At 43.5% G+C, this 15,783-nt stretch carries 15 protein-coding genes; 9 read left to right on the top strand and 6 right to left on the bottom strand.

Annotated elements, in window-relative coordinates:
- Positions 1-12 precede the first annotated feature (12 nt).
- Complete coding sequence (locus tag CLV31_RS21865; RefSeq protein ID WP_181452632.1) at positions 13-186, top strand: hypothetical protein; 174 nt, start codon at positions 13-15, stop codon at positions 184-186.
- Positions 183-485, top strand: coding sequence for a type II toxin-antitoxin system RelE/ParE family toxin (locus CLV31_RS22265; RefSeq protein WP_111393369.1), 303 nt, complete (start codon positions 183-185; stop codon positions 483-485). Before CLV31_RS21865 ends, CLV31_RS22265 begins: the two co-directional genes overlap by 4 nt.
- Before the next feature lie 63 nt (positions 486-548).
- Here the strand turns inward: CLV31_RS22265 and CLV31_RS13190 are convergent, their stop codons facing one another.
- Positions 549-1,172, bottom strand: a complete 624-nt coding sequence (locus tag CLV31_RS13190) for a Uma2 family endonuclease (RefSeq protein WP_111393368.1) — start codon at positions 1,170-1,172, stop codon at positions 549-551.
- Between the two features lie 83 nt (positions 1,173-1,255).
- On the opposite strand from CLV31_RS13190, the gene hutG reads away from it, so the two are divergent.
- Entirely contained in the window at positions 1,256-2,212 is a 957-nt protein-coding gene (hutG, locus tag CLV31_RS13185; protein WP_111393367.1) for a formimidoylglutamase, read from the top strand.
- 95 nt (positions 2,213-2,307) lie between these two features.
- On the opposite strand, the gene CLV31_RS13180 is transcribed toward hutG, so the two are convergent.
- Entirely contained in the window at positions 2,308-3,144 is an 837-nt protein-coding gene (locus CLV31_RS13180) for a 1,4-dihydroxy-2-naphthoyl-CoA synthase (protein ID WP_111393366.1), read from the bottom strand.
- 95 nt (positions 3,145-3,239) lie between these two features.
- Here CLV31_RS13180 and CLV31_RS13175 point away from each other — a divergent pair, with 95 nt between their 5' ends.
- Positions 3,240-4,304 carry an AMP-binding protein gene (locus CLV31_RS13175; RefSeq protein WP_111393365.1) on the top strand — a complete coding sequence of 355 codons (1,065 nt, stop codon included), beginning with the start codon at positions 3,240-3,242 and terminating at the stop codon, positions 4,302-4,304.
- Entirely contained in the window at positions 4,301-4,726 is a 426-nt protein-coding gene (locus CLV31_RS13170) for a DUF2141 domain-containing protein (protein WP_111393364.1), read from the top strand. The genes CLV31_RS13175 and CLV31_RS13170 overlap by 4 nt, the downstream gene beginning before the upstream one ends.
- On the opposite strand, the gene CLV31_RS13165 is transcribed toward CLV31_RS13170, so the two are convergent.
- Positions 4,723-5,334: a 2OG-Fe(II) oxygenase gene (locus tag CLV31_RS13165; RefSeq protein WP_111393363.1), complete on the bottom strand. Its 612-nt coding sequence runs from the start codon at positions 5,332-5,334 to the stop codon at positions 4,723-4,725. The genes CLV31_RS13170 and CLV31_RS13165 overlap by 4 nt on opposite strands.
- A 71-nt stretch (positions 5,335-5,405) precedes the next feature.
- On the opposite strand from CLV31_RS13165, the gene CLV31_RS13160 reads away from it, so the two are divergent.
- Both CLV31_RS13160 and CLV31_RS13155 read left to right on the top strand, forming a co-directional pair.
- On the top strand, positions 5,406-6,167 hold the full coding sequence (locus tag CLV31_RS13160) for a hypothetical protein (RefSeq protein WP_111393456.1): 762 nt from the start codon (positions 5,406-5,408) through the stop codon (positions 6,165-6,167).
- Between the two features lie 66 nt (positions 6,168-6,233).
- Positions 6,234-7,337, top strand: a complete 1,104-nt coding sequence (locus CLV31_RS13155; protein ID WP_111393362.1) for a toll/interleukin-1 receptor domain-containing protein — start codon at positions 6,234-6,236, stop codon at positions 7,335-7,337.
- Here the strand turns inward: CLV31_RS13155 and CLV31_RS13150 are convergent.
- The gene (locus CLV31_RS13150) at positions 7,334-8,107 is read right to left on the bottom strand and encodes an XRE family transcriptional regulator (protein ID WP_111393361.1); all 774 of its coding nucleotides are present in this window, start codon (positions 8,105-8,107) and stop codon (positions 7,334-7,336) included. The two genes, CLV31_RS13155 and CLV31_RS13150, sit on opposite strands and share 4 nt — an antisense overlap.
- Complete coding sequence (locus CLV31_RS13145) at positions 8,104-8,361, bottom strand: hypothetical protein (protein ID WP_111393360.1); 258 nt, start codon at positions 8,359-8,361, stop codon at positions 8,104-8,106. The genes CLV31_RS13150 and CLV31_RS13145 overlap by 4 nt, the downstream gene beginning before the upstream one ends.
- Positions 8,362-8,683: 322 nt before the next feature.
- Here CLV31_RS13145 and CLV31_RS13140 point away from each other — a divergent pair, with 322 nt between their 5' ends.
- Positions 8,684-11,437: an outer membrane beta-barrel protein gene (locus CLV31_RS13140; RefSeq protein ID WP_111393359.1), complete on the top strand. Its 2,754-nt coding sequence runs from the start codon at positions 8,684-8,686 to the stop codon at positions 11,435-11,437.
- Positions 11,438-12,107: 670 nt separating this feature from the next.
- On the opposite strand, the gene CLV31_RS13135 is transcribed toward CLV31_RS13140, so the two are convergent.
- On the bottom strand, positions 12,108-14,354 hold the full coding sequence (locus CLV31_RS13135; RefSeq protein ID WP_111393358.1) for a Tex family protein: 2,247 nt from the start codon (positions 14,352-14,354) through the stop codon (positions 12,108-12,110).
- A gap of 336 nt (positions 14,355-14,690) precedes the next feature.
- On the opposite strand from CLV31_RS13135, the gene CLV31_RS13130 reads away from it, so the two are divergent.
- Entirely contained in the window at positions 14,691-15,263 is a 573-nt protein-coding gene (locus CLV31_RS13130) for a TlpA family protein disulfide reductase (protein ID WP_111393357.1), read from the top strand.
- Positions 15,264-15,783: the final 520 nt, after the last annotated feature.

The raw sequence follows: 15,783 nt of genomic DNA, 5'->3' as shown, positions 1-15,783 counted from the left end.
AATATCAATTCTATGCTGACGAAAGCCAAGGTTGTCAAACAACTTGAAAAACTACCAGAAGAATTCACTTTAGACGAATTAGTTGACCAGTTAATCCTAATTCAAAAGATTGAAAAAGGGCTAAAAGACTCAGAAGAGGGAAAAGTCATTTCTGAAAAAGAACTAGACAGTGAAATAGAAAAATAGTTCAAATAAAATGGACTGATCAAGGTGTTTCAAATTTGAAAGAAATCGCCCTATACATCAGTAGGGATTCAAAAAAATATGCGAAAATTCAAGTTCAAAGAATCAAAGAAAGAACCCAAATTCTTAAGAGATACCCTTATTCTGGCCAAATAGTTACATTTTTCAATCTTAAAGATATCCGGCAACTGGTGGTTGGGTCATACATTATCATATACAAAGTAATCCATGAAACTCAGATTGATATTTTGACTATTCATCATAGCTCAAGAGACCTTGGCTCGAGAGAAATAGAGATCTAAAATCTTCAAACCGGTTTAGTTACCTAAAATTTTTCCAAAGTTTTGAACTTTGGAAAAGTTCTTTCAACTTTCCTCAAAAACCTCCTCCAAAGCCAATTCAAATCCGGGAAGTACGGTGGAGGTTACTTTTTGACCAGTTGTAAAAAGGCGCGAAGGCTGATAGACCCCATTCACCAAAATATTGATCTGAAGGGTATTTTCTACAGGGTGAATAATCCAATATTCCTTCACTCCAAACTCCTGATAGAGCTCATATTTGTTTTGAAGTTCTACCTGACTATTGCTCGGAGAAAGGATTTCCACAATCAAGTCCGGGGCACCTAAACAGCCTTTTTCATCCAATTTGGACTGATCACAGATCACTGAAATATCTGGCTGAACTACCGAATCAATGATTTTAAAATCCGGATCTTTTGAAAATCTGACATCAAAAGGGGCAGAATAAACCTTACAAGGGTGTCCTTTCAAAAATGTGTGAAAAAGTGAAAATACATTCCCAGACACGGCTTGATGTCTTCTACTCGGAGCAGCAGCTTTGGCAAACATTTTCCCTTTGATCAACTCCACTATTTCTTCGAAATCCCAGTTCAAATAATCTGCATAGGTATATCCGGAAAAAGTGGCATCAGGCTCTCGAAATGCCGAGACATCAATATTCTCTTTCTCAGGAATTCGGTAAGGCTTCATGGCTTTTATACTGTAGTATACAAAATTAACAAACAAGTTTCCCTAAGTTAGAGTAAAAACCAAAAGACTCAAATCGAAGCCCTATGAACCTTCACCAAAACCCTTCTCCCTATCATTGGTCCGGTCGAAAATCCGATCAACTCGACTATTGGCATCAAGCGGTACAAACCATCTCCAACTTGAACCTTGTTCAAACCACGGGAAAGAAAGTGGGAATACTTGGCTATGCAGGTGAAGAAGGTGTGATCCGAAATCAAGGCCGTCTCGGAACCTTAGAAGGTCCTGCCGCTATCCGTAAAATGCTGGGTTCGGTGGCCTATCATCTTCCCGAAAATCTACCGCTTCTGGATTACGGAGATATTTTCACCATTAATCAAGATTTGGAGGCCTCACATGTGGCTATCTCTCAAATCACCCTTGATCTGCTTAAAAGCCACCACTTCCCTGTCCTGATTGGAGGCGGTCATGACTTAGCCTATGCCCACGGCCGAGGAGTGCAGCAATACATTTCTGAAAAAGGTGAAAAACTGGGGATCATCAATTTGGATGCACACTTTGACCTGAGACCCTTGGCAGATGGAAAAGCCCACTCTGGTTCGCCTTTCCTTCAGTTGGCCCAAGAATTTCCGGACAATTTCCATTACTTGGCCTTGGGAATTCAACGGGCAGCCAACCCCAAATCACTTTTCCAAACAGCCGAAAAACTCAACGCGCGATACCTGGTCATGGAGGACTTCCGACTCAACAATTGGGAGTACATCGAGGAACAAATCATTTGGTTTTTGGACTCCGTCAACAAGGTGTATCTGAGCATTGATCTGGATGGATTTTCCTCCGCTTTCGCTCCAGGAGTATCGGCTCCCTCACCCATGGGTTTTAATCCTCAGATTGCTTTCAAGGTCTTTGAACTGATCGCCAAAAGCAAAAAATTGATCAGCTTGGATGTGGTCGAACTCAACCCTAAATATGATCAGGACAATGCGACGGCAAGGCTCGCGGCAAGGGCCATTGAGTATATTTTGAGGAAGGTTTTTGGGTGAAACTTGAGCAAAATCCTACTGTCAGAAAAGAGGGTCAATAAATAAAAAAAAGGCTGAATTTTTCGAATTCAGCCTCTTTTTTTACTTGAATTAAATTACGGTATCCACTTGATATCCTTAAAATTGGGCTTCCGCTTTTCAAGAAATGCATTACGCCCTTCTTTTGCTTCTTCGGTCATGTAAGCCAGACGCGTTGCCTCGCCTGCGAAGACCTGCTGACCGACCATTCCGTCGTCGGTTAGGTTCATCGCGAACTTCAACATCTTGATCGAAGTCGGTGACTTGGCGAGAATCTCCTGAGCCCATTCATAGGCCGTATCTTCCAATTCGACATGAGGGATCACGGCATTGACCATACCCATATCAAGCGCATCCTGAGCGGAATAATTTCGACCTAAAAAGAAGATCTCTCTCGCCTTTTTCTGTCCGACCATTTTGGCCAAATAAGCCGAACCATACCCCCCGTCAAAGCTTGTCACATCAGCATCGGTCTGCTTGAAAATCGCATGCTCCTTGCTCGCCAAAGTCAGGTCACACACCACATGCAAACTGTGCCCTCCTCCCACTGCCCAACCCGGAACCACCGCGATCACGACCTTTGGCATAAAGCGAATCAGACGCTGCACCTCTAGGATATTCAAGCGATGGTATCCATCCTCACCCACGTAGCCTTGATGACCTCTTGCACGCTGATCACCTCCCGAGCAAAAAGCCCATCCACCATCTTTCGGAGATGGTCCTTCCCCGGACAGCAAAATCACTCCGATAGAAGTATCTTCTTGCGCATCGTAAAAGGCATCATAAAGTTCGGCAGTGGTTTTTGGACGAAAGGCATTTCGGACTTCAGGGCGATTGAAGGCGATTCGAGCCACGCCATTGCATTTTTTGTAGGTGATATCTTCGTATTCTTTGGCAGTAATCCAGTTGATCATGATCGTTTGGTTTAAAAATCACATTTTTGTGCAAGTTAACCCTCTCCTGCGGAATTTGTTACTTGGATAAACGCTTTCTAACCGCTTCCAACTCGATGTTTCGACTCCATTTTGAGAATCAAGTCTATTCAAAAGCAGAGGATTTTGAGGTAAATCCAAATGATTTGCCGGAGTTTGCTCAGGCTGCCTTTTCATTTTGCAAAAGATTTTTGGAAGGAGAAAAAACCTTTTCCCAATCCACTTCCGGCTCCACAGGAATTCCAAAGCAAATCAGCATTTCTAGGCTTCAAATAGAGGCAAGTGCAAAGGGGACAGGATCCTTTTTTAAAACTGACTCGGATTCAAAACTTCTTTGTTGCCTCAATCCGGCCTATATCGCCGGAAAAATGATGCTGGTGAGAGCGATGGTTTGGAACAGCGAAATCCATTTGGTGGAGCCAAGTTCCAACCCGCTGAGCGGTGTCGACGGAGATTTTGATTTTGTAGCGATGGTTCCCTTGCAAGTGCAGGCATCCTTGAAAGATGAGCGAAGCCTTCAAAAACTAAAATCCATCCAACAGCTGATCATCGGGGGCGCTCCAATTTCTTCGAAGTTGAAAGCCAATTTGGTGGAAAACGGAATCAAAGCGTGGCAGACCTTCGGAATGACCGAGACAGTATCTCACATCGCATTAGCTGAAATCGGAAATAAAGAACTGCTTTATCAAACTCTTCCCGGAGTGGAAATCGGCCAGGATTCCCGAGGTGCGCTTTGGATTAAATCCGAAATGAGCGGCCCTTCCCCCATTCAAACCAACGACCTGATTGAACTTCGGTCAGAAACATCATTTGTTTGGCTGGGGAGGGTGGATTTTGTGGTCAATTCGGGAGGAATCAAGCTTTTCCCTGAACTGATCGAGCAAAAGGCGGAGGAAGTTATCCAAGAGCTTTTCCCCGGAATTTCCTTTTTCTTTATCGGAGAAAAAGAGGATGCCCTCGGAGAAAAACTGGTGCTGTTTTTGGAAACCCTAGAAAGCAGCAGCCGTGTAAAAATTCTCAAAGAGCGGCTGTCAGATGTATTGGGTAAATACGAACTCCCCAAAAAAATCTATTTCAGCCCGAAATTTGTCCGAACAGAAAGCGGAAAAATAAACCGTTTGGCAACCTTTAATACGCTATGATTCCTCTCATTCAAGTCCTTTTCTTTTCGCTTTCTGTATTAGTTCTGAATCCAGACAATCCCAAGCTGGAAATTCAAATCAATCAAGCCAAATCCGATAAAGGAATGATCAGGGTGTTGATTTTTTCAAAGGAAACCGGCTTTCCGGACCAACCTACTAAAGCACTCAAAAGCCTTTCCATTTCACCAAAAAACAAGTCCGGCCTCCTTTCTGTAACTGACCTTCCTCCGGGAAAATATGCGGTTTCGGTGATTCACGATGAGGACAACGACGGCAAACTCACCACCAATGCCGTAGGATACCCAACAGAAAAATTCGGCTTCTCCAATAATCCCAAAGTGTATTTCAGTCCCCCAAGTTTTGAAAAAGCTGCTTTTGAACTTCAGTCAGAATCAAAACGAATAGAGATCAATCTTCGCTAATCAATATTTCTCAGCCAACCTGTGATGGAGATCCGTTCTTTTTTAGTCGGAAGTACCTCATGAGGGATCTCGGCACTCAGAAATACGACCAATCTCCCGCCTAAAGGAAGTACATCCGCGATACGTTCAGAACCGTCTTCCTGAGGAAAGTACATCCGAAGTGCTCCCTCATCCTCGGCTGACCAAGAATCATTCAGGTATAAAATCACCGTGACTACCCGATGAGGCACTGCATGAAACTGGTCCAAATGCTTCTTATAAAATGACCCAATCGGATATCGGGCAAAATGTCCTTCAAACGAGCGCAATCCTAAAAAGCATCGCTGATTCAGTACTTGGCGGATTTGCTCGATTTTTTCCCAATAGGCAGCCTGAAGTGGACTGAGATTATCCTGATCCATCCAGAGAACTTCATCACTTCGGATCTCGGTTCGCACCTTCTTTTGTCCGCCTTGGCCCACTGCTGCATGACGGAACATTCCCTTTTCCAATAACTCGGTTTGCTCCTTCAGCAAGGCTTTTCTAAACTCCTCATCCACAAAATCATCGATGATCACATAGGAATTTTGGTAAATCTCAGCGCTGATCCGATCCAGTACTTCTTCCATAGTAGGTCCTTTGGGGTGCAAAATAACCACTTAATTGCCCGAAAAACCATACTTTTGCAACTGCTATGAAAATGAATACTTCCAAATCCTCCCTAACAGGAATTATCCTTGAATACGATTCAGGTATTGTTCCTCCCCCCTACAGTCATGTGTTCAGACTTGCCCTCGACTGGGGAAAGGATAATTTGGAGGTTAAACTAGACCTGCATTACACCGAGCGGGAGGAACTCAGCGAGCAGGAAATCCTCGATGAGGGATTTACTCTTAACGATGATTACAGCTATCACGGAAAGTTAAACTCGGTTTGGATCCATCCTATACAGGATCTCTTTGCCACCACCCGATGGACCAACAAAGACATAGATGAAGGAGGAATCACCGTCACTCCTATTGAAAAAGGCAAAGATGAAGGAGTGAAGATTCCGGCTAATCAAGAGGAATGGCAGCTGATGGCTCAAGACCTGATTCAGGCGATCTATGAGACGGTCAAAAAAGAGCTTCCGCTCACAGTACACTATCGCCTGGTCGAAAATGATCTGACGACTGATTGCAGCCTTACGGTCCATTTTTCCAATCGGGAAGTCATTTTTGAAAAAGCCGGAAAAAGCCGAACCATCCATTGGGAGTATGCCATTCAGCTGATGAAAGTAGTATTTACCCCGGACTATCATTACGAACTAGCCAAAGAAGAACCCGGCAAAAAGCGAGGGGCCTATATCGATTGTGGAGACGGATTTTGGCACGAACTGGGAAAAGGAGTCGTCAATATTGACCCTTCTTTTGATGCAGTGACCAAGATCCGATCAGGATTTCAGACTCTGATCGAAGGTTAAAGTAACCTCTTGCATTTAAGAACCTGATTTAGTTACCTTTAAGTGGAACTTAATCAGGTTTTTTTTATGAGCGCAGGAAAAATTTTTATCAGTTACCGTCGGGAGGATACCTCAGGAGAATCGGGACGACTCAAAGATAAGCTAGAGCAGATTTTTGGTGCAGAAAACATCTTTTATGATGTCGAAACACTGGAAGCCGGACTCAACTTCGATGAGTCGATTTCTAAGGCTTTGACCGAAAGTAAAATACTTTTAGCCATGATCGGCCCGCATTGGCTAAAGATCACCGACGGGGAAGGCAAGCCAAGAATTCAAAAAACCAACGACTGGGTTCGAAAAGAAATTGGACTGGCATTACACAAAAATATTCGCGTGATTCCGATTTTGGTCAACGGCGCACAAATGCCCGATTCCGAAAGTTTGCCGGAAGACTTACGTGAACTCTCACTAAAACATGCCCAAGAAATCAGCTCTAGCCGGTGGAATTACGATGTAGGCGAACTAATCAAGGTTTTGGAGAAAATTGTCCCTCCAAAGAAAAAAGAAACTGTTTTGAACACGGGCAATTTTCAAAACACAAGCAGACCTCCATTACCACCAAAACCCAAATCCTGGTGGGCCAAAAATTACCTTTGGGTCTTGGGAAGTTTTGTTGGTTTTCTTTTGCTGGTCGGATTATGCAATCCGGAGGAGTATCCTTTGGAGCCATCAATAGATTATCCTACGCAAGAAGAATCAATCGTAGTCGATCCGGAAAATATAATTCCCGACCAGGAAAGTAAACCCTCCAATTCAGGACAAGGATCTCAGGCAGATCCTAGGGTCGTCAATCCAAATGGTACAGAAATCTACAATTCACTCACGCTCAAAGAAACTCCTTTTGAATTTGGTGGAAAGTGGTGGCTTTATGAAAACGATATCCGGTCCGGCTACTTCCAAATTGTTCAAGAAGGAGCACGGTTTACTTTTAACTATTACCTTTTCAATGTCCATGTAGGAAGTGGATCTGGGTACTTTCAGGACGGATATTTAATTTCGGACAAGTTCATCATGAAAGACAATCCTGAAACATTCGGATTTTCTTTTTACTCCGAAGATCAGGGCAAAACCTGGCTGGGTCAAACCTACGCCGGACAGCAAACCAGCCCAGCCTATTTGGTTAAAAACTAACCCTTGATTTTTCTCAAATCTTCCTGAATATCTTTGATCATTTCTCCCAGATCTTCCAGAGTCAGTGGCTTTTTTTTGTCCCCCGGATTGGGAAAGTCGGTACTTATAAACGCCTTGGCTTCCCAAACTTCCAAGACATCTTCTCCTCTCACTTCGTAAGGTTTGTAATGCTCATTGTCTGAGGCCAAAAAAAGTTTGCCATTTTCTTCCAGGTAATTGAAAACCCGCTTATACACAACGCCCTCTGTTTGTGTGACCAGAATGTAAGTCCTTCCGCTTTTGATTTGATGGAGTTGCTCCACATAGGCGCCGATCACTATGGTCCCCGGGATCAAAGGCAACATGGAATCTCCTGCCAATTCGAATGCCCGGTAGGTAGCCTGTCGGGAAAGGTTAGGAAGGTGAAATTGGGGCAGTGTTTCCATGTATTCCGGATCCGCAAAGCCATTGAGATACCCGGCCGATGCTTTTTGCCCTACCAAGGTGATATTCTCTCTATCCGAATCATCCGCTGCAATGGTCAGAATATTGATTCCTCGTTTTTGGATGGCTTTTCTCCCCAGATTTTCAATATCATGCTCCAAAAGTTCTTCCAACCCTACTTCCAAAAGTTCGGCTAGCTTTTTTAGCGTAGCCAATTTTGGCTCGGATCTGCCATCCTCATACGCGCTGATCATGGTACGTTGCACATCCAATTGATCTGCCAAATCATTTTGCGTGATCCCTTTTTGCTTTCGCAAAAACCGAAGATTGGAAGGTAAGTAGCTCATGCCGAAAACAAATAAAAATTATGGTCTTCTTCAATAGGCGGAACAGGAAAGAAAGGATTCAAATTCATCATTTCCTCTTTTCTTCTTTCCAGCCTTGATTTGATTTCTTCGATAATTTCTCCAACCGACTTTGGCTCATTGACCAGCAAATAGCCGTATTGAGGTCTACGATCATCTTCAATGAAAAACTTAACCTGACAATTTCCGGAGTTGAGTGTCTTGGTAGTAATGCTGATTTTTTCAGTGCTTTCCATAATTGCTTTTGCTAACGAGTGCTAAGTTAGAAATGTTACTTTTACCAACATCAATTAGATGAAAAAATAAACATTATTTTCTGACAGCAATTGTCATCTTAAATACCAAAAATCAATCAGCTGAAAATCAGGACAGAACAGGATGATGATTTTAAGGATGGTTCACACTTCCATGAAAGGCAGCTGTTCATTTGAATTTTAAACCGCTCAGCTAATAAGTCCATGATTCACGAACTTTTGCGTAGTTCCTTTGTATACTAATAAAAAAGACCAGTATCCGAATCAGGAAACAGAATACCTCATTCGATCACATAATTGAAAAATGAAATACCTAGTAGCGATCCTTTTTGTTTTATCCTCTCTTCCATTGGCAGCTCAAACCTTTTCCGTCAAAGGGAAAGTTTTTGAATATGGAAAAACAGACCCCATTCCCTACGCCAATGTACTTTTATTGACGGTATCTGATTCTTCACAAGTGTCAGGGACGATCACAGAAATCGATGGAGAGTTTGAGTTGACCGGAATCAGAGAAGGACAGTACCTATTTAAAATTCAATATTTGGGATACCAAAATTACTTCAAAACGCTTTTGGTATCCTCCAATCAGGATTTGGGGAAAATAAGTCTGAAAGAAGAAGCGACCGCCCTCAATGAGGTCGTGGTGGCAGCGCGAAGATCCACGGGGACTCAACGAAGTGACACCACGATGTACAATGCGGATGCCTTTAAAACCATGAAGGATGCCAGCGCTCAGGTTTTGATCGAAAAACTACCCGGTGTGGTATCCGAAGGGGGAGTTTTGCAGGCTCAAGGTGAAAATATTGCTCAAATCCTGGTCGACGGAAAACCCTTCTTTGGAAATAATGTCCAGGCAGCATTACAGAATCTGCCCGCTGAAGTCATTCAAAGCATTGAGATTTTTGATCAAAAAAGTGAAAAAGCACAATTGAGTGGATTTGATGACGGTGAGCGGCTGAAAACGATCAATATCATCACCAAACCCAATCGGAGAAAAGGGCAATTTGGCAAAACCACAGCGGGATTTGGTACTGATGACCGGTACCTGGTGGGTGCGAGCGTCAATATCTTCAATGAAGATCGAAGAATTACCCTTACCGGTCTGACAAACAATGTCAATATGCTTAACTATTCGAGCGATGCCAATTCCCAGGCTGATGGGAGACCTCAAGAAGGCATTGTCAAAACGAATATATTGGGCATGAACTACACTGATCTTTGGGGAGAAAAAATCAAAGTGACGGGGAGTTACAATTATACCAATCGCGAAAATGTAGGCATTGTGTCTCGGGTAAGAGATTTTGTGACAACCAATGAGGAAAATCAAACCTACACCGAGACTGCACGGGATGTCAGAATCAATCATGAACATCAGGCCAATTTGAGATTGGAATACAACCCCAATTCCAAGAACCGAATCTTGTACATTCCCAGGTTCTCTGCCAGATTTGAAAATGAAAACTCTTCATTCTTTGGTGAAACCAACAACGGTGCTATTCCCATTAACCAAGTAGAAAATCAGCGCACCGGAGATTATCAGGATTTTGATTTCTTCAACCGATTAATCTACAGCCACAAATTTGATAAACCCGGCAGGACTTTGACCCTAAGATCCATCCTCCACAACGGATGGAACATTGATGACTCCGACCGGAAAGCGAGAAATGTGTTTTTTGAAGGGGATGTGGCCCGAACCGAACGTATCGACCAACGCACCAGCAGAGAAAGACAAGGATTGAGATGGGAAACAGGGATCTCTTTCACTGAAAAAGTAGGTGAAAAAGGACAATTGGAAGCGGAATATGAAATCGGAAACCGGGCGAATGATTCAGACCAGCGGGTATTCAATGTCGAAGGAGGAGACTTTGAGGCTGGTACCATGATGCTAGATACCGCCCTATCCAACGTGTTTTTGAGCAACTACCTTACTCAGGAGTTTGAATTGGGATACCAATTTACCGGAACTAATTTCAAATTTCAGACAGAGGTACAGTATCAAAATGCCAAACTGGAAAACACCCAGGATTTTCCAAGGCCTTTTGATCTGAACAGAAAATTCACCGCCATCCTTCCCACAGTAAGAATGGAATATAAATTTTCTCCAAGTACCAACATTCAGGTGGATTACGATACCCGAACTGCCGAACCTCAAATCCGACAGCTTCAGCCGGTCATAGACAACTCCAACCCCTTGCAACTGAGGACAGGTAACCCTGATTTGGATCAGTCTTATACCCAAGAAATTCGGGTCAGGTTCCGTAGCCAAAATCCGGACACCGACAGAAGCTGGTTTTTGTTTACCAGTTCATCCTTTGTCAACAATTTCATCAGCAACAGCACCTTCATTGCCAATGAAACCACTGAAATTCAGGATGGAATTGTATTGGAAAAAGGATCACAACTCAACCGGCCCGTCAACTTAGACGGATACTGGGACCTGAGATCTTGGCTAAGCTATGGCATGCCTCTAGACTTCATGAAATCCAAATTGAATCTAAATATGGGGGGTGGAGTGACTCGAAGACCGGGACAAGTCAATGATCTGATCGGATTCAACAACTCTCAGCGATTGAGCGGCGGATTCTCCATCAACAGCAGCATCAGTGACCAAATCGACTTCAATATTTGGTCCAGATCATCCTTCAACAATGTGGAAAACACGCTAAATCCGAATCTGAACAATCAGTTTTTTCAGCAGCGTTTCCGGGTCAATTTCAACTGGATCATCTGGGAAGGGATCATTTACCGTTTGGACCTCAACCATCAGATCAATACCGGACTCAATGCTGGATTCAATAACAATTTCTCCCTGATCAATATGAGTATCGGTAAGAAAATATTCAAAAACCAGCGTGGAGAGATCAGCTTGATGGCTTATGACCTTCTGGGCCAAAATGCCAACGTCAGACGAAATATTACCGAAACTTTCATTGAAGACATCCAAACCAACGTCCTTCAGCGCTACTTCATGGTGTCCTTCACTTATAACCTGAGAAGATTCAGCAAAGGAATGGATGAAGATCGGTACAATGAAATGTATCAGGAACGAAATAACTAATAATTGTGATAAAATCCTCGGAAGAGGCTTTTATCACAACTATTGACCCCAAAACACTATTCCCCAGCCAACTCTTTATTTTATGGAAAAGAAAAAACCCTGTGAAATTACAGGGCCTTTCTAACAACAAACAAACTTTAATGGGGGTGATTCAACTTTTCAACTACTTGCTCTTGGTTCTTTTTCTTTTTCCTTCCGGAATTATAGCCAAAGCTAAAGAATAAGATTATGCAAGTGAAATTGAAGTATACTAAGTGAATTTTTTTAGATATAAAGTGAATTATTGAGGAGATATTTGGTCGATTTTAGCTGTTTATAATTTGATTTTTATGATTGTCCGCAATTACACCACCAGCCAAATACTCTTCGATTAATGGGTCGGAAGACCGATGACCGAAGACCGAAGCATTCCAGATTTCAACCTTTTCTAGAAAATTTTTAAGCTCGCTTAACTTTCTGGTAAGAAAGCGGATGTGCAGATAAATTTTTAATGGTCAGACCTGCCTACTGCAGCCAGGTAGCCTGTCCCGATCTTTGATCGGGAGAATGCCCTGGATAATCATCCGCCTCCCGATCCGCCGCTTCGGACGGGACAAGTTGTGCGAGTAGGCATTTCATCAAAAAACCACCCCTTCCGAGGTGGTCTAATGATCCTATCCGCTAGCTTCCTTTACTTTCCAAATTGGGCTTTAAGCATGGCTAACTTATCCGCCATACTTCCTTGGGACTCTTCAGCCTTTTGAGTTTTCACGGAAGGCTTTTGCTGACTTTTACCTCGCTCAGCAAATGGATCCGACTTCATACTCAATCCAATCCGCTTTCTGGCCACATCCACCTCCATCACGGTCACCTGAACTTTTTGCGCTACACTCACCACCTCATTGGGATCCTTGACAAATCGATCCGCCAGATGGCTGAGATGAACCAATCCATCCTGATGCACGCCGATATCCACAAAAGCCCCAAAAGCCGTAATGTTGGTCACTATGCCAGGAAGCTTCATCCCGACTCTCAGGTCAGCCATGGAATTGACTCCCTCCTGAAACTGGAACACCTCAAAACTTTCTCTCGGATCACGACCCGGCTTCGCCAATTCCTCCACGATATCTTGCAAGGTGGGCAATCCCACCGTTTCGGAAACGTAATTTTTCAAAACGATTCGGTTGCGCAGTTCCTCCGAACTCATCAACTCCTGCACCGAGGCTTTGAGGTCTTGAGCCATTTTCTCAACCAATTCATAACGCTCCGGGTGTACTGCCGATCGGTCCAAGGGATACTTGGCATTGCGGATTCTCAAAAATCCTGCGGCCTGTTCAAATGCTTTTTCTCCCAATCGGGGTACTTTTTTCAACTGAGCCCTACTGGAAAAGGGTCCATTTTCCTTTCGGAAATCGACAATATTCTGCGCGAGCACAGGGCCCAAACCGGAAACGTAGGTAAGTAATTCTTTGGAAGCTGTATTGACTTCAACTCCTACTCCGTTTACCGCAGACATAACGGTATCATCGAGTGCATTTTTTAGCGCATTTTGATCTACATCGTGCTGGTATTGACCTACTCCGATGGATTTGGGATCGATTTTGACCAACTCCGCTAAAGGATCCATCAATCGTCGACCGATGGATACTGCCCCTCGCACGGTCAAATCCAATTCCGGAAATTCATTTCTTGCCACTTCCGAAGCCGAATAGATTGAAGCTCCTGATTCATTGACCATGGTCACGATCACAGATTTGGAAAGTCCGAGAGACTTGACAAAAGCCTCGGTCTCCCGACCTGCTGTCCCATTACCAATGGCTATGGCTTGGATAGAAAACTTATCCACCAATCCTTTGACCGTCATGCCCGCGGCGGCTGTCTGGCGTTGTGGTTCGTGCGGAAAAATCGCCTCATAGTGCAGCAATTGTCCCTGAGGCCCCAGACACACCAACTTACAGCCGGTACGGAAACCCGGGTCAATAGCCATCACAGACTTTTCACCCAAAGGTGCACCAAGCAGCAGCTGTCGGAGATTCTCCGCAAAAACTTTGATGGCCTCTTCATCCGCTTTTTTCTTGGTCAGCAAGCGGACTTCCGTCTCCATACTAGGTTTCAGCAGTCGCTTGTAACAATCCTTAATCGCTAGCTTGACCTGATCTATGGAAGAATTGGCTGCATTCTCCAAGATCTGACGCTCGATGAGGGCCACCGCCGAACCTTCTTCGGGACAGGAATCCAGCATCAAGAAAAGTTCTTTTTCTCCCCTTCGCATCGCCAATACCCGGTGGGAAGGTGCAGTTTTGATCGGCTCAGACCAATCGAAATAATCCTTGTATTTGATCGCTTCAGCTTCCTTGCCGGGAATGACCCGAGAAGTGAAGGTTCCCTCTTCAAGGAAAAGCTTCCGCATCTTTTCCCGAACCTGGGCATTTTCATTTACCCACTCCGCGATGATATCCCGGGCACCTTGCAGCGCCTCTTCTACGGTTTTGACTTCTTTTTCCTCACTTAAGTATTTTTCTGCTTCAGCCTCCAGGTCAAAGGAGGTTTGGGCAAAAATTCGCTCAGCGAGAGGTTCCAATCCCTTTTCTCGGGCAATCGTGGCTTTGGTTCGTCTTTTTGGCTTATACGGTAGATAAATATCCTCCAACTTGGCCATGGTTTCGGCGGCATCAATGGCTTTTTTGAGTTCGGGATTCAGCTTACCTTGCTCTTCGATGGACTTGAGGATTGCTTCCCGTCGTTTGTCCAGTTCGCGTAGCTGTTCGATACGATCCCGAATGGAGGCCACCTGTACCTCATCGAGGGTGCCGGTGGCTTCTTTTCGATATCGGGAAATGAAAGGGACGGTAGCGCCTCCATCCAAGAGTTCGATTGTCGCCTGAACCTGATGAGGTTTGACACCAAGTTCGGAAGCAATTTTACTTTCGTAAGTCATATTGTAGCGTAATTCTTTTCACAAAAACTAGCCTGCAAGATAAGCCTGCTTTTGGTCCCAAAAATCTTAAATGTGCGATTGGTCACTAAGGGACTGATTTAAAGATTGTAAATTTGAAAATTCAAAAATTGATTGGATTTCGGATATGGGATTTCGGAATTCGGGAGTTTCAAAATTAAACCTAGGTGATTTCTATAGGTCCACTCAATACCGTAAAACTTTTGCTGTTAAAAATCGAAGCATCGTTAAAATCGAAATAAGTTTGAGTAATCTGAATGATGAATAAAGGTCCGCAACGTGTCGTAAATCGTAAATCAAAAAATCGTAATTCGTCTCATGGATTGGAAAAAGGAAGTTAAGTCTTGGGGTCTAATACTGGCATTTTTCGCATTTCTCTATTTCACAGGTTTGCTTCCGGTGATTCAGGGAGGTGTTCAATCTGTATTGCTATCCACAGGGCTGATCAATCCCAAACTGGAAATTCCCGATCTGAGGGATCAGAAGTTTGACTACCGTGGTCAGTTTAAAGATTTTGAAGGGAAGCTGATAGATCTTCAAGATTACCGTGGAAAAACCGTATTTATCAACCTATGGGCTTCTTGGTGCGGACCCTGCCGAGCGGAGATGCCGCATATCTCCGAACTCTATAAATCTGTAAAAGACACTCCAAACCTGGAATTCCTCATGATCGGGCTGGACCATGACATCCGGAAAAGTCAAGGATTTATGGAAGGAAAAACCTGGGGATTCCCAGTGGTTCATGCCAGCTTTGGGCTTAATCAAAGCCTTCAAAGCGAGTCAATTCCCACGACATTGGTAGTCAATAAAGAAGGCAAAATTGTATTCTACCAGCAGGGCATGAGCAACTTCAACACGGACGAGTTTCGGAAATTCTTGGTAAGTCAATAATTGAAATGGATTTTTCAACATTAAGAAGTTAAGAGAATTAAGGATAATGACCAAAGATTCTCCTGATCGGAACCAGAAAAAAACATGATTGAATTGAATTCTTAATTTCCTCAATTCCCTAAACGGTGAAATTCTCGCTATCCTGACTTTCGGAAAAAAGAATCCTCTGATTCTTTTTAACATTAAGAAATTAAGAGAATTAAGGATATAGACCTAAGACTCCCCTGATCAGAACCAGAGAAAAAATTATGCTTGACTTGGATTCTTAATTTCCTCAATTCCTTAAAATGAATATACGGAATCTTGCCAGTAGCATTTCTAAAGATCAGAAGACCAAGTTAACGCCATGTTTTTGGGAATCTTCGGTCTTCGGTCATCGGTCTTCCAGCCCAAAATCAGGGGAATATTCGTCAACTGGCAGAACGGCGTATAATCAGTTTCCTTAATGGTAAAACCCAAAACTGGATTTGATTAAAAGCTTTTTCAGTTGATTTATCCACTTTTTGATTGTCAGGATTGA

This window comes from Algoriphagus aquaeductus, from assembly GCF_003253485.1.
GTDB classification, from domain to species: domain Bacteria; phylum Bacteroidota; class Bacteroidia; order Cytophagales; family Cyclobacteriaceae; genus Algoriphagus; species Algoriphagus aquaeductus.
This window is presented reverse-complemented; position numbering and strand designations above follow the sequence as displayed.

What these genes read in the sequence shown, in the direction of transcription:
- CLV31_RS13150 (WP_111393361.1), bottom strand. Translation starts at nt 8,107, where the DNA reads ATGAGCTACTTACCTTCCAATCTTCGGTTTTTGCGAAAGCAAAAAGGG.
- CLV31_RS13160 (WP_111393456.1), top strand. Translation starts at nt 5,406, where the DNA reads ATGAATACTTCCAAATCCTCCCTAACAGGAATTATCCTTGAATACGAT.
- CLV31_RS13170 (WP_111393364.1), top strand. Translation starts at nt 4,301, where the DNA reads ATGATTCCTCTCATTCAAGTCCTTTTCTTTTCGCTTTCTGTATTAGTT.
- CLV31_RS13175 (WP_111393365.1), top strand. Translation starts at nt 3,240, where the DNA reads ATGTTTCGACTCCATTTTGAGAATCAAGTCTATTCAAAAGCAGAGGAT.
- CLV31_RS13130 (WP_111393357.1), top strand. Translation starts at nt 14,691, where the DNA reads ATGGATTGGAAAAAGGAAGTTAAGTCTTGGGGTCTAATACTGGCATTT.
- CLV31_RS13140 (WP_111393359.1), top strand. Translation starts at nt 8,684, where the DNA reads ATGAAATACCTAGTAGCGATCCTTTTTGTTTTATCCTCTCTTCCATTG.
- CLV31_RS13180 (WP_111393366.1), bottom strand. Translation starts at nt 3,144, where the DNA reads ATGATCAACTGGATTACTGCCAAAGAATACGAAGATATCACCTACAAA.
- CLV31_RS13135 (WP_111393358.1), bottom strand. Translation starts at nt 14,354, where the DNA reads ATGACTTACGAAAGTAAAATTGCTTCCGAACTTGGTGTCAAACCTCAT.
- CLV31_RS21865 (WP_181452632.1), top strand. Translation starts at nt 13, where the DNA reads ATGCTGACGAAAGCCAAGGTTGTCAAACAACTTGAAAAACTACCAGAA.
- CLV31_RS13190 (WP_111393368.1), bottom strand. Translation starts at nt 1,172, where the DNA reads ATGAAGCCTTACCGAATTCCTGAGAAAGAGAATATTGATGTCTCGGCA.
- CLV31_RS13145 (WP_111393360.1), bottom strand. Translation starts at nt 8,361, where the DNA reads ATGGAAAGCACTGAAAAAATCAGCATTACTACCAAGACACTCAACTCC.
- CLV31_RS13165 (WP_111393363.1), bottom strand. Translation starts at nt 5,334, where the DNA reads ATGGAAGAAGTACTGGATCGGATCAGCGCTGAGATTTACCAAAATTCC.
- CLV31_RS13155 (WP_111393362.1), top strand. Translation starts at nt 6,234, where the DNA reads ATGAGCGCAGGAAAAATTTTTATCAGTTACCGTCGGGAGGATACCTCA.
- hutG (WP_111393367.1), top strand. Translation starts at nt 1,256, where the DNA reads ATGAACCTTCACCAAAACCCTTCTCCCTATCATTGGTCCGGTCGAAAA.